Origin of the sequence: Acinetobacter sp. YH12249 (genome assembly GCF_013417475.1) — a bacterium.
In the GTDB taxonomy this organism is placed as follows: Bacteria; Pseudomonadota; Gammaproteobacteria; order Pseudomonadales; family Moraxellaceae; genus Acinetobacter.
In genome coordinates, this window is sequence record NZ_VPDX01000018.1 from 17,817 (window position 1) to 30,739 (window position 12,923).

Consider the following 12,923-nt stretch of genomic DNA (forward strand, 5'->3'; position numbering starts at 1 on the left):
AACTGCGATACTTAAAAGAAGACTAACCAAAACAAGAATTTTTCTAGTTATCGCCATCATACCCTGTATTTATAGATATTCAAGTAAATTATATGGATTATTTAATAGACGTCTGAAAATTATAGATATAAATTTGTGTAGTTTGTGTACGCAGCAGATTTTTCTTTGTATCCAGTCATCATTTTGACATATGAAAAAGAGCGCCGTAGCGCTCTTTTTAAAGCTAAAACCTAAACTTTTGACTTAGTAATCAAAACTGAAGTGTTCTGCTGCCAGTGAAGTCATGGTTTTGGATGGATTCACCATTGCTTCAGCATGGCCTTGGGCACGTGGCAATAAACGCTCAAAGTAGAAATCAGCAGTTTTAATTTTCGCTTTGTAGAACTCTGGAACTTCTGCACCATCACCAGCAACCAGTTTCGCTGAAGCCACTGCAGCTTGTTGTGCCCAGAAGTAAGCCATCATTACATAGCCTGAGAACATCAGGAAGTCCACAGAAGCAGAGGATACGATGTCACGGTCTTTACGTGCTGCCAGCATGATACGTACAGTTAACGCATTCCACTGTGCACATAGCTTGGTCAGGTCCCAGGCAAAACGGCGCATGTATTTATTGCGTGCATGCTGTCCACAGAATTTCAGAATTTCAGCGGTGTAATCACGAATCACTTTACCTTTAGAGGTTAGCAGGACCTTACGACCAATCAGGTCAAGTGCCTGAACGCCAGTCGTTCCTTCGTACAGGGTAGAGATACGTGAATCACGAACGATTTGCTCCATGCCCCATTCTTTGATGTAACCATGACCACCAAATACTTGCATACCGTGGTTCGCTGCTTCATAACCCATTTCAGTCAGGAAGCCTTTCAGAATAGGGGTATAGAAACCTAAGTGATCATCCTGCTGTTCAAATTCAGCAGTATCACCACGCAGCAGGGCATCATTCATGTTATCTGCAATTTGTGCTGCATGATAGATCATGGCACGACCACCTTCAGCAATCGCTTTCTGGGTCAACAGCATACGGCGTACATCAGCATGGTGGATAATCGCATCCGCCACTTTTTCTGGATCTTTTTTACCAGACAGGGCACGCATCGACATACGTTCTTTGGCATATGGCAATGCACCCTGGAACGATAGTTCTGCATGACAGATACCTTGGATTGCGGTACCAATACGCGCGGTATTCATGAAGGTAAACATGGCATGCAAGCCTTTGTTTGGCTCGCCAATTAAATAACCTACTGCATTGTCAAAGTTTAGTACCGCTGTTGCAGAGGCACGGATCCCCATTTTGTGTTCAATCGAACCACAGTTCACCGCATTGCGTTCACCAATACCGCCATCTTCAGTGGCAATAAATTTCGGTACGATGAACAGGGAAATGCCTTTAGTGCCTTGTGGCGCATCTGGAAGACGTGCCAAAACGATGTGCACGATATTTTCAGTTAAATCGTGTTCACCCGCAGAAATGAAGATTTTAGTGCCAGAAATCGCATAAGTACCATCAGCTTGCGGTTCTGCTTTAGTTTTTACCTGACCCAGGTCGGTACCACATTGTGGCTCAGTCAGACACATGGTTCCTGACCAGGTACCTGCAACCAAATGCGGTAGATAGGTGTTTTTCTGCTCGTCAGTACCATACTGGATGATGGTATTGATACAGCCCACGCTCAAACCTGGATACATCTGGAAAGACCAGTTTGCTGTACCCATCATTTCGGATTTGATCAGGTTTAAAGACATCGGCAGGTTTTGACCGCCAAATTCTTCAGGATAAGACAGACCTTGCCAGCCACCTTGTACGAACTGATCATAAGCTTCCTTGAAGCCTTTAGGTGTGCGTACTTCGCCATTTTCAAAATGACAGCCTTCTGCATCGCCGGTCTGGTTCAGTGGAGAAAGTACATTTTCACAGAAATCTGCCGCACCTTCTAGAATCATGTCTACCGTATCTGCATCGGCATATTCGCCATTTGACAGTTTTTGGTAATGTGCAGGGTAATCAAGCACTTCATTCATTAAGAAGCGAATATCACGTAAAGGAGCTTTATATGCTGGCATGCGTTTAATCCTGATTAAAATAGTTTTGGATTATCTGTATCGATTCTATGATTATTCACATTGGGGATAAAAAAACATTGATAAAGACAACAAATAAAAATGTCAGAAAAGCGAATCGAGAAGATCAGACAAGTTTAAAGATTAAATAACGGAACTCTCCATCTTTAAATAAGGCACTTATATTGAAAAATGCTTATCTGTCTGGACTTTAATCAATATTTAGGGAGATTGTCTAGGGGTATTTTTGTATGAATTGTACACGAATGTTAGGGGCTAATCATTGGATAAATCATGTCATTAAATCCAATTTAATTTTATTATTTTTAATGAAAGGAAAAGAGTGAACGGATTAATGGCTAACCCGTTCATCTCAAAAATATTCAGAATTAAAGAAAATCTTTCAGCTCAGGTTTTACTCCGTTCCAGATATAAAAAGATTCAATGGCCTGACCGACTAGCATGCCGAAACCTTCAGAGGTAGGGACGCCACGGGCTTTGGCTTGATCTAAGAACGTGGACGGTTTGCCATAGGCCATTTCATAGGCATGTTTAAACTGTAGAGCTTCAGGTAGTACCAGCGCATCACCGCTAAGACTGGCAGAAGTCGCATTAATCACGATATCAAACTCACCAGCTAAATCAGTTAAGGCAATGGCTTGTAACTCCGCTTGAGGCACAGCGTCTTTTAGATCGGCAACCAGTTGTTCTGCACGTGACAAAGTACGGTTAGCAATAACAATCTTCTTCACACTAGCCTGTACCAATGGATAGATCACGCCGCGGGTCGCGCCACCAGCACCAATAATCAGGATATCGGTATTTTCCAGAGTCCAGTCAAGAGCACGAATAGCCTCGACTAAGCCTTGTCCGTCAGTATTGTCACCATGCAGAATGCCATCTTTCATCCATAGGGTATTCACGGCTTTGGCGATTTTGGCGCGTTCGGTAAGGACCTGGCACTGGGCAAAGGCCTGTTCTTTGAAGGGCACAGTCACATTCATGCCAATACCGCCCTGAGCAAAAAATTCCTGGATATTGGCTGTGAAACCATCCAGAGGGGCAAGGCGTTTGGTATAGGTCAGATTGACCCCGGTTTTGGCAGCGAAAGCCTGATGCAGTTCAGGAGAGCGTGATTGTTCGATGGGGTTGCCAATGACGGCAAATTGCTTGCTCATTTCACCATGTCCATGTGCGGAAATGGCCATTAATATACGTGAAAATGCAGGAGGGCTAAAGCCTGTCAGCAGTGAAAAGCAGGCTAAAGATTAAAGGTTTAGGAACTGCAAATCTCAATAATATGTTCGACAAAAAGCAAGGCCATACTAAATAAGGTTCCGGCAATCGTGAGAACACTCACAGAAATGGCAACTACATCTAGAATCAGGTTATGGCTGATGACAGCGGTACTAATCGCACTAATACCAAGCGCCAGAAATAGCCAAAAGGCCAACGTAGCAGGATTAAGGTGAAGCTTAAACATTGTTATTTTTACCTAGCAGAATTTATCTTTATCAGAGTCAAGATCAAGGAGTAGATCCTGAAATATCTTTCTGAGTTGCAGTATAGAGGATTTATCCATTAAAAAAGCCCTCGATCTGAGGGCAATTTGTATTTAAATATTTTGATTGCTTTATTTTGTTTTTAATTCTGTTAACCAGTCATGTGGTTTAAGGTAGTAATCAGTCAAGCGTTTTTCTGGTGATCCTTCGGCCCATTCCGGACGGTATAACCAGCCGGTAAGAGGTGGCAGGCTGACTAGAATTGATTCAATCCGGCCACCCGTCTGCAGGCCAAATAGTGTGCCCCGGTCATATACCAGATTGTATTCCACATAACGGCCACGACGATACAGCTGGAAATCACGTTGTGCTTCAGTATAAGACTTGTCTTGGTTACGCTGGAAAATTGGCAGAATGGCCTCTAAATAGCCATTGCCTACAGCCTGCATATACTGAAAACAGGTTTCAAAATCCCATTGATTCAGGTCATCAAAGAATAGACCGCCGACACCGCGCTGCTCATCACGATGTTTTAGATAGAAATAATCATCACACCATTTTTTATGTTCTGGATAAACCTCTTCGCCAAAAGGCGCACAGAGATCATGCGCTGTCTGGTGCCATGACAGCACATCTTCATCATTTGGATAGAAAGGGGTGAGGTCAAAACCGCCACCAAACCACCAGATTGGATCCTGACCTTCTTTTTCCGCCACAAATAAACGTACATTGGCATGTGAGGTCGGGACGTTCGGATTTTTAGGATGGATAACTAAAGATACACCCATGGCTTGGGCTTTAGCTCCGGCTATATTCGGATGGCGTTCAGTGGCAGAAGCGGGCAGTTTGGAAATATTGATGTGAGAGAACATCACACCGCCTTTTTCAATCACCTTACCATTTTGCAGCACGCGTGAACGGCCACCGCCACCTTCAGGACGTTCCCAGTCATCAATCACGAATTCAGCCGTGCCGCCACCGGCACGTTCCTGCTGTTCCAGCGCGGCACAAATCCGGGCTTGCAGGTCGAGGAGAAAATCGCGAACGCGTTGAATATCTGCAGAGGTAGGATGCTGCATCAGAACCCTCATAGGGAAATAAAAAGACTGCTTACATCAAAGCATAAAATGGCCTAAAAATTAAGGTGTTTTTCTGGAGGCTCACCATCTGTAACAACATTCAATCTAATGTTTTAGAGCAATTTGCTTCAGCTCAAATCCGACCACACTACTAGGTTGAATTCTTTTTTTGAGCTCCGCACAATAACCCTAACAGCGCTCTATGCAGCGCATTAACCTGACTGATAAGGTGGTAGGCATTCATGACTGTGCAGGCAAATTCTCTCATTCAAAAATATAATGTCCCCGGTCCTCGCTACACCAGTTATCCAACTGTACCTTATTGGGAAGAGTCAGGATTTTCACTAGAGCTTTGGAAGCAGACACTAAAACGTTCTTTTCAGGAGTCGAATGCGACTGAAGGCGTTAGCCTGTATATCCATCTACCATTTTGTGAAAGCTTATGCACCTTTTGTGGCTGTCATAAACGGGTGACCAAACGTCATGAAGTCGAGCTGCCTTATATACAAGCTGTGCTGAAAGAATGGGAGTTATATTGTGAGTTATTAGAAGAAAAACCCATCATCAAAGAAATTCATCTTGGTGGTGGGACACCGACGTTCTTTTCCATTGAACATTTAACCCAGCTGATTCAAGGTATTTTGTCCAAAGCCAAGATTGCAGCAGAGCATGAATTCAGCTTCGAAGGTCATCCAAACAATACCACGCGTGAGCATTTGCAAGGCTTGCATGACCTGGGTTTTCGTCGGGTCAGTTATGGCGTGCAGGATTATAATGAAACCGTACAAAAAGCCATTCACCGGATTCAGCCTTATGAAAATGTTAAACAGGTGACTGAATGGGCACGTGAAATTGGTTATGAATCGATTTCGCATGATCTGGTTTTTGGTCTGCCATTTCAAAGCCTGGAGGATGTCTTAAATACCATCGATCAGACCAATTCCCTATTACCAGACCGTCTGGCCTTATATAGCTATGCACATGTACCTTGGATTAAAGGGAATGGCCAGCGCGGTTTTAAAGATGCTGATGTACCCAAAGATGAGATCAAGCGTCAATGTTATGAAGAGGGTAAGAAAAAGCTCCTGGCGCATGGTTACCATGAAATTGGTATGGATCATTTTGCGCTAGAAAAAGACAGCATGTACCAGTCCTTTCAGTCTGGGACTTTGCACCGTAATTTTATGGGTTATACCGCGTCTAAAACTCAGGTGATGATCGGACTCGGAATTTCTTCGATTAGTGATAGCTGGTATAGCTTTGCGCAGAATGTGAAAACCATTGAAGAATATTATGAACTGTTAGAGCAGAATCAGATTCCAGTGGTGAAAGGCCATATCCTGACTCAGGAAGATCTGATTATTCGTAAACATATCCTGAATCTGATGTGTAGCTTTACTACTTCTTGGGCAAAACCTGACATGAAGTTTGCTGAAATTGATGAAGTTCTAAAGCAGTTGGTGGAAATGCAGCAGGATCAGTTGATCAAAATTGAAGACTCTTCAGTCACGATTTTGGAGAAAGGGAAACCATTTGTACGCAATATTTGCATGGCTTTTGATTTACGTTTAAAGCGTCGTATGCCAGAGAACCGGATTTTCTCGATGACGATCTGAATCTCCCCCTCTTGCGGAGCAGTGCTCCTCATCTTTGAAAAAGAGGGGGAAAAGCCTCCCTGAGCAAGACTTAAGCATGGCTTTAAGTCGAAGCGCAAGAAAGGGAGGTTTGGAGGGGTTAAGTTAAAAGGTCGAAGAGATTTAAAAATAATTAAAAATCTTCCTTCTGATACATATGCGCCATACGCTCATGCTTGGTTTTGAGGTATTGCTCATTGAATGGATTCAGACCCACAGTGAGTGGTACACGGTCCACTACATTAATGCCTTGCTCTTTCAGTGCATCAATTTTTAAAGGGTTATTGGTGATCAAGCGGACGGCTTTTACACCTAAGTGATCCAGCATGATGCTGCACATATCATATTGACGTGCATCTGCCGGTAAATTCAGCATCAGATTGGCATCGACCGTATCATGGCCCTGGTCTTGCAAGGCGTATGCACGGATTTTATTGGTCAAGCCAATTCCGCGTCCTTCCTGACGTAAATAAAGAATGACACCGCGACCCACTTCATTAATCAGTTTTTGTGTTGCCTGGAGTTGAGGGCCACAGTCGCATTTTAATGAAGCAAAGGCATCACCGGTTAAACATTCAGAATGTACACGGACCAGCACAGGTTCATCACTTGGTTCTTCTAAGCCTTTAGAAAGAGCGACATGTTCTTCGCCAGTTTTAGGGTCTTGAAAAACAGTAATTTTAAATTCGCCATGAGCGGTCGGTAATCTTGAAGTTGCGACAAATTCGATAGGCACAGCTGAACCCGTAAAATCCTAATAAAGTAGCTAAAGTATAGCGTAATGCTTAAACATTAGTAGAATTGCTCAGCTGAATTTATGAAGAACATTTTCTTTTTTGTAGAAAGCGAACGATAATAGTTGATAAATAGTAAGATTATTCAGGATAATCGTAGCCTGCAAATTTTTCACCCCGACGAGATCGCTGTTTAATATTGCATCGCTAGAAGCGTAGCTGAATTGAAGCTGCTACAATTCAACTATATGATCGGTTATTCCCCATTGACCTAGCTTAAGATTTTGCCAGGCTTTAGAAGGCTTTGCCATATATGCTGTATACAGAAATACCAACTCAACGCCCTGTAACACCGTTGCTTGATGCGATCGATCATCCTGAGCAACTGCGTGCACTCGAGCAAAGCCAGCTCACTCAAGTGGCGGATGAGTTACGTCAATTCATTTTGTATGCTGCGGGTCAGAGTGGTGGACACTTTGGGGCCAATCTGGGTGTGATTGAGCTCACAGTCGCTTTACATTATTGCTTTAATACGCCACATGATCGCCTGATCTGGGATGTGGGTCATCAGGCTTATCCGCATAAGGCGTTGACTGGACGTCGTGAACAGCTCACTACAATCCGTGCAAAAGATGGTCTGGCCGCATTTCCAGCGCGTGAAGAATCTGAATTTGATACTTTTGGGGTAGGACATTCATCTACCGCCATTTCTGCTGGCCTTGGCATGGCTTTGGCCCGCCGTTATCAGAACAATCCGTGTGAAGTCGTATCAATCATTGGTGATGGGGCCATGACAGCAGGCATGGCCTTTGAAGCTATGAATGATGCTGTGGCACATCAGGCTGACCTGATGGTGGTTCTGAACGACAATGATATGTCGATCTCTTGCAGTACTGGTGGTTTTGCCAAGCATCTTGCTGCAATCTGGGAACGTGGCGAATTCGTCAACGTGACTGAAGATGGTGAGGCTTATGTACAGCCGCATCCGGAATGGCTGTATAACTCGCGTTTACATCAGGCTGCAACTGATGCCGCAGATAACCTGTTTAAAGCCATTGGTTTTGATTATTTTGGTCCTTATGATGGCCATGATGTTAAACAGCTGGTACACGTTTTTAAAGCCTTGAAAAAACGTAAAGGCCCACGTCTGATCCACATCTATACCAAAAAAGGTAAGGGCTTTGCGCCAGCAGAATGTGATCAGATTAAATATCACGCGATTAGCAAACTCAATGCAGTTGCAGCCCCTAATCCAGCACCCAAATATTCAGATGTATTTGGACAATGGTTATGTGATGAAGCAGCACAGGATAAACGCCTATTGGCGATTACTCCGGCAATGTGTGAAGGTTCAGGCATGGTGCAGTTTGCCAAAGAATACCCTGAACGTTTCTTTGATGTGGCTATTGCCGAACAACATGCAGTGACGCTTGCCGCTGGTATGGCTTGTGAAGGTTTAAAACCGGTCGTCGCAATTTATTCAACTTTTCTGCAACGGGGATATGACCAGTTGGTGCATGATGTAGCGCTGCAAAATCTGGATGTGACGTTTGGGATCGATCGTGCCGGTCTGGTTGGTGAAGATGGTCCAACGCATGCCGGCGCCTATGATTATGCCTATATGCGTACCATTCCGAATCTGGTGATCATGGCACCAAAAGATGAGAATGAATGCCGTCAGATGTTGCATACGGCTTATCTGTATCATGGTCCGGCAGCAGTGCGTTATCCGCGCGGGAATGGACTGGGTGTGGAAATCCAGAAAACCATGACCGAGATGCAGATCGGTCAGGCAGAATTGTTGCTCAGTCTGAACGAACAATATGATGAATATGTTTCAATTCTAGCGTTCGGTAGTCGGGTTCAAGCCGCAGTTGAAGCCGCTCAAGTATTTGCCAGCAAGCATGATGTGGGTGTACGCGTGGTAAATATGCGTTTCATCAAACCACTGGATACCAAAATGTTAAACCAGCTGGCCCATTCTACCAGCCTGTTTGTCACTGTTGAAGAACATGCAGTTATGGGCGGCGCAGGAAGTGCAGTGAATGAGTATCTGGCTGAAGCTCAAATCGTTAAACCAATCCTGAATCTAGGTTTAGCGGATAACTTTATGGCACAAGCAACACATAGCCAGATGTTGCAGCAGGCAGGACTTGATAGCCAAGGCATTGAAAAATCAATCAATGAGGCCTGGTCAAAGCTAGGTCAAAGCGTTCTGTTATAAACGCTTAAAAAGTTTCGACACATTTTTTCCCAAAAAGCCCGGATATTTGCTAAAATATGCGGGCTTTTATGCATTATTCTTTATCAGTATCTTCAAATTTGTAGTGGGTGTTCAATGGAACCTATGGTGGTGATGGCTGCGCGTGCGGCTCAATTAGTTGGTCAAGAGCTTTTAAAAGCGCATCAAAATCGTCATAAACTCGATCTGCAAGTCGAAGAAAAAGGCATTGATGGTCCGGTAACGCGTGTAGATCGTTATCTGGAACAGTTGACCATCGATACTCTACGTAAAAGCTATAAAAATCACAGTTTCCTTGGTGAAGAATTTGGTCTGCAAGAAGGTAAAGGTCACGACGCTGATTGGTGTTGGGTGATCGATCCACTTGATGGCACACTAAACTTTATCAACGGTTTTCCGCATTTCTGTATCTCTATCGCAGTTCAGCACAAAGGTGTAACTCAACACGGTGTTATTTATGACCCGGTGAAAGATGAGCTATTCTCTGCGAGCCGTGGTCGTGGTGCGATGCTGAACCAGCGCCGTATCCGTGTAAATGTTAAAGACAGTCTGAACAATACTTTCCTGGCAGTAGGTCATGCTTACCGTACTAAACGTAATGGTGAAGTAGTCTCTTATGCCAAGAATCATTTTGATGCATTGCTCAATGTGACTGAAGCAGGTGCACAATTCCGTCGTGGTGGTTCAGCTGCCTTGGATCTGGCTTATGTCGCTGCTGGTCGTCTTGATGGTTACTTCGAGCTTGGCTTGAAACCTTGGGATATTGCAGCAGGCGAGTTAATCGTGAAAGAAGCGGGCGGAACTGTGGTTGATGCGCGTGGTGGTAGCGATTCTATGGAAAATGGTCAAGTTTTGGCTTGTTCAATGAAAATGCTGAAACCTCTTATGCAAGCAGTTGTTCCTGCTTGGGGTGAGGCAGCGAAATAATCGGGTTTAACGCCGTAAATCGAATATTAAAAAGGTATCTCTCGGGATGCCTTTTTTATTTTTTAAAAATAATTACGAGATAAATATCTTCATATTTAGATGATTCACAGCATTGATAAAAAGAAAATTGACCAGCTGGAGGATTAATTACATTTCTTTTCTTGGTTAAGTCTTAGAAATTGATGAAGAAATTAGCAGTTAAACAAAATAATCTGAAAAGCGGATGACTTTATGAATAATCCTGCTATAATCTGCGCACGCACTTAATTTCTGTTCGTCACCTGAACATTTCTCTTCTTATCATTGTGTATGCGCGTGCGGTCCAAAGAGAGGACGATATCTCGCGCCCCAATCGCTAAAGCGATTCCTTCAGGTTATGCCGTAATCATGCGTGCGTTATATCACATCGTCGTTACTCGGATCGCCGCTGAATCATCTCTTTTCAGCGTTTAATTGCTGTACCGCTTTTTGTCGATGTCCATTTGACTTTATTTTTAATGGAGCACCCAATTTCCGGGTGGAATACTCTATGAGCAAAACTTTTGCTGAATTTTCTTTGCATGAATCGTTACAACAAGCCCTTCAAGGCTTAGGTTTTACTACTCCGACTCCTGTACAAGAACAATCTATCCCTGCTGCACTAGAAGGTAAAGACCTTTTAGTATCTAGCCAGACAGGTTCGGGTAAAACCGCTGCGTTCCTTCTCCCAACTTTGAACGCACTTGCTAACCAAGATACTTTCGTACCATTTAAAGAACGTATGAAAGCGGTGACTCAACCAACTATTCTGGTGATTTCACCAACTCGTGAATTGGCACAACAAGTATGCCAAGACGCGATCGCATTTGTACGTCACATGAAAGGTGTTCGTATTGCTGCAATTATGGGTGGTATGCCATTTGGTAAACAAATCCAGCAGTTAAAAGGTGCACAGGTTGTTGTAGCAACTCCAGGCCGTTTACTTGACCTTGTTAACCGTCGTCAAATCAAACTTGACAAAGTTGACTCGCTGATCGTCGACGAAGCTGACCGTATGCTGGATCTTGGCTTCTCTGAAGACCTAGAAGCAATCGGTGACTTGGCTGCAAACCGTAAACAAACACTGATGTTCTCTGCAACTTTCGCTCCACGTATCATTACCCTTGCTGAACGCATGATGAATGAACCAGAGCGTATTGCAATTGAAACTGGTCACTCTACCAATACTGACATTACCCAGACTTTACACTGGACTGATGGCTTTGAGCACAAGAAAAAACTTCTTACTCACTGGTTAAACGAAGAAGACGTTGATCAGGCAGTGGTCTTTGCTTCTACTCAAGAAGATACAGATATGCTGGCTGAAGAACTTGCTGAAGCAGGTTTGTCCGTTGTTGCTCTACATGGTGCGATGCCACAAACCGTTCGTAACCGTCGTCTGCGCAGCATCCGTGAAGGTCGTGCAAAAATCCTGGTTGCAACTGACGTTGCAGCACGTGGTCTTGACGTACCGACAATCTCTCACGTGATCAACTTTGGTCTTCCTATGAAGAACGAAGACTATGTACACCGTATCGGTCGTACAGGTCGTGCGGGCCGTACTGGTAAAGCAATTACTTTAGCGACTTATCGTGAACGCGGTAAAATCCGTGCACTAGAAGACTTCCTTGAAGCTCGTCTAAACGTATCTGAAATTGAAGGTCTTGAGCCATCTCCACCTCCTGCACGCGGTAGCCGTGATGGCGCTGGTCGTGGTCGTGGCGGTCGTCGTGATGGTGGTCGTGGCTTCGGTGGTGGTCGTCGTTTCGAAGGCGAGAGCAACTTCAAACGTCGTGAAGGTGGTGATGACCGTCCACGTCGTAGCTTCGATGACAAACCTCGTGGCGAACGTCCTGCGTTCGGTGGCGAAGATCGTCCACGTCGTGACTTCAACAGCGATCGTCCACGTCGTGAAGGTGGTTTCAGTGATCGTTCACGTCGTGACTTCAATGAAGACCGTCCACGTCGCGAGTTTAACAATGATCGTCCACGTCGTGACTTTGGTGACCGTCCTCGTTTCGAAGGTAATGATGACAACCGCGGTAACCGTGTAGATTACAAACCACGTCGTGAAGGTTCTTTCGGTGACCGTCCTAAACGTGATTTTGGTGATCGTCCTGCTCCACGTCGTGAAGGTGGTTTCGGTGACCGTCCTAAACGTGATTTCGGTGATCGTCCAGCACGTCGCGAAGGTGGTTTCGGTGATCGCCCAGCACGTTCATTCGGTGATGACCGTCCAAAACGTGACTTTGGTGACCGTCCAGCGCGTCGCAACTTTGATGACAAGCCACGTGGCGAGCGTTCATTCGGTGAAGATCGTCCACGTCGTAAATTCAATGACTAATTGAATAACGTCTGAAAAAAAACCAGCCTGAGTGCTGGTTTTTTTATGCATTGATTTTTTGTTTTTTCAGCATAAAATGCCTAATTCATTAACTTTTTCTAGGTTTATGATGATCCGTAATCTGAAAGTGTCTTTTTATAGTCTTTCATATTATTGAGGGGTACATGTCCTACATTGCGGTAACTTTGCTTTTGTGCAATCTGATTTATTATGTATATCGTTTTTTAAATGGATCATAGTCTGTTAAAATCGCGTCGAAATAAAATTTTTGATTACTAGAAATATATGGCCAGGCATGGAGCATTATGTTTTCCATGAACTTGACCCTTCATTTTCAAATGCTAACATGTTGAACTTCGTTCTTTTGTCATATGCATGC

Annotated in this window: 9 protein-coding genes; 4 read left to right on the plus strand and 5 right to left on the minus strand. The window is 44.1% G+C overall.

What is annotated here, in order from left to right:
- Positions 1-243 precede the first annotated feature (243 nt).
- The 4 genes from FTV25_RS10410 to hemF form a co-directional block, all read right to left on the minus strand.
- Positions 244-2,067 (minus strand): acyl-CoA dehydrogenase C-terminal domain-containing protein, encoded by a 1,824-nt coding sequence (locus FTV25_RS10410; protein WP_166135889.1) that lies wholly within the window; start codon positions 2,065-2,067, stop codon positions 244-246.
- 386 nt (positions 2,068-2,453) lie between these two features.
- On the minus strand, positions 2,454-3,242 hold the full coding sequence (gene aroE, locus FTV25_RS10415) for a shikimate dehydrogenase (protein ID WP_166135892.1): 789 nt from the start codon (positions 3,240-3,242) through the stop codon (positions 2,454-2,456).
- Positions 3,243-3,340: 98 nt separating this feature from the next.
- A complete protein-coding gene (locus FTV25_RS10420) occupies positions 3,341-3,547 on the minus strand; it encodes a hypothetical protein (RefSeq protein WP_004786985.1) in 207 nt (68 codons plus the stop codon).
- Between the two features lie 150 nt (positions 3,548-3,697).
- On the minus strand, positions 3,698-4,645 hold the full coding sequence (gene hemF / locus FTV25_RS10425) for an oxygen-dependent coproporphyrinogen oxidase (RefSeq protein ID WP_166135895.1): 948 nt from the start codon (positions 4,643-4,645) through the stop codon (positions 3,698-3,700).
- Positions 4,646-4,887: 242 nt separating this feature from the next.
- On the opposite strand from hemF, the gene hemN reads away from it, so the two are divergent.
- On the plus strand, positions 4,888-6,261 hold the full coding sequence (hemN, locus tag FTV25_RS10430) for an oxygen-independent coproporphyrinogen III oxidase (protein ID WP_180003276.1): 1,374 nt from the start codon (positions 4,888-4,890) through the stop codon (positions 6,259-6,261).
- A 151-nt stretch (positions 6,262-6,412) separates the two neighbouring features.
- On the opposite strand, the gene ribA is transcribed toward hemN, so the two are convergent.
- Complete coding sequence (ribA, locus tag FTV25_RS10435; protein WP_004786979.1) at positions 6,413-7,015, minus strand: GTP cyclohydrolase II; 603 nt, start codon at positions 7,013-7,015, stop codon at positions 6,413-6,415.
- A 311-nt stretch (positions 7,016-7,326) separates the two neighbouring features.
- On the opposite strand from ribA, the gene dxs reads away from it, so the two are divergent.
- The 3 genes from dxs to FTV25_RS10450 all read left to right on the plus strand — a co-directional run bounded on the left by dxs (position 7,327) and on the right by FTV25_RS10450 (position 12,544).
- Positions 7,327-9,237, plus strand: a complete 1,911-nt coding sequence (gene dxs, locus FTV25_RS10440; protein WP_180003278.1) for a 1-deoxy-D-xylulose-5-phosphate synthase — start codon at positions 7,327-7,329, stop codon at positions 9,235-9,237.
- Between the two features lie 114 nt (positions 9,238-9,351).
- Complete coding sequence (locus FTV25_RS10445) at positions 9,352-10,182, plus strand: inositol monophosphatase family protein (protein WP_004786976.1); 831 nt, start codon at positions 9,352-9,354, stop codon at positions 10,180-10,182.
- 529 nt (positions 10,183-10,711) lie between these two features.
- Positions 10,712-12,544, plus strand: coding sequence for a DEAD/DEAH box helicase (locus tag FTV25_RS10450; protein WP_180003280.1), 1,833 nt, complete (start codon positions 10,712-10,714; stop codon positions 12,542-12,544).
- Positions 12,545-12,923 lie beyond the last annotated feature (379 nt).

Bases quoted from the DNA above. Each gene is read 5' to 3' on its own strand.
- FTV25_RS10410 (WP_166135889.1), bottom strand. From the start codon at position 2,067: ATGCCAGCATATAAAGCTCCTTTACGTGATATTCGCTTCTTAATGAAT.
- aroE (WP_166135892.1), bottom strand. From the start codon at position 3,242: ATGAGCAAGCAATTTGCCGTCATTGGCAACCCCATCGAACAATCACGC.
- FTV25_RS10420 (WP_004786985.1), bottom strand. From the start codon at position 3,547: ATGTTTAAGCTTCACCTTAATCCTGCTACGTTGGCCTTTTGGCTATTT.
- hemF (WP_166135895.1), bottom strand. From the start codon at position 4,645: ATGCAGCATCCTACCTCTGCAGATATTCAACGCGTTCGCGATTTTCTC.
- hemN (WP_180003276.1), top strand. From the start codon at position 4,888: ATGACTGTGCAGGCAAATTCTCTCATTCAAAAATATAATGTCCCCGGT.
- dxs (WP_180003278.1), top strand. From the start codon at position 7,327: ATGCTGTATACAGAAATACCAACTCAACGCCCTGTAACACCGTTGCTT.
- FTV25_RS10445 (WP_004786976.1), top strand. From the start codon at position 9,352: ATGGAACCTATGGTGGTGATGGCTGCGCGTGCGGCTCAATTAGTTGGT.
- FTV25_RS10450 (WP_180003280.1), top strand. From the start codon at position 10,712: ATGAGCAAAACTTTTGCTGAATTTTCTTTGCATGAATCGTTACAACAA.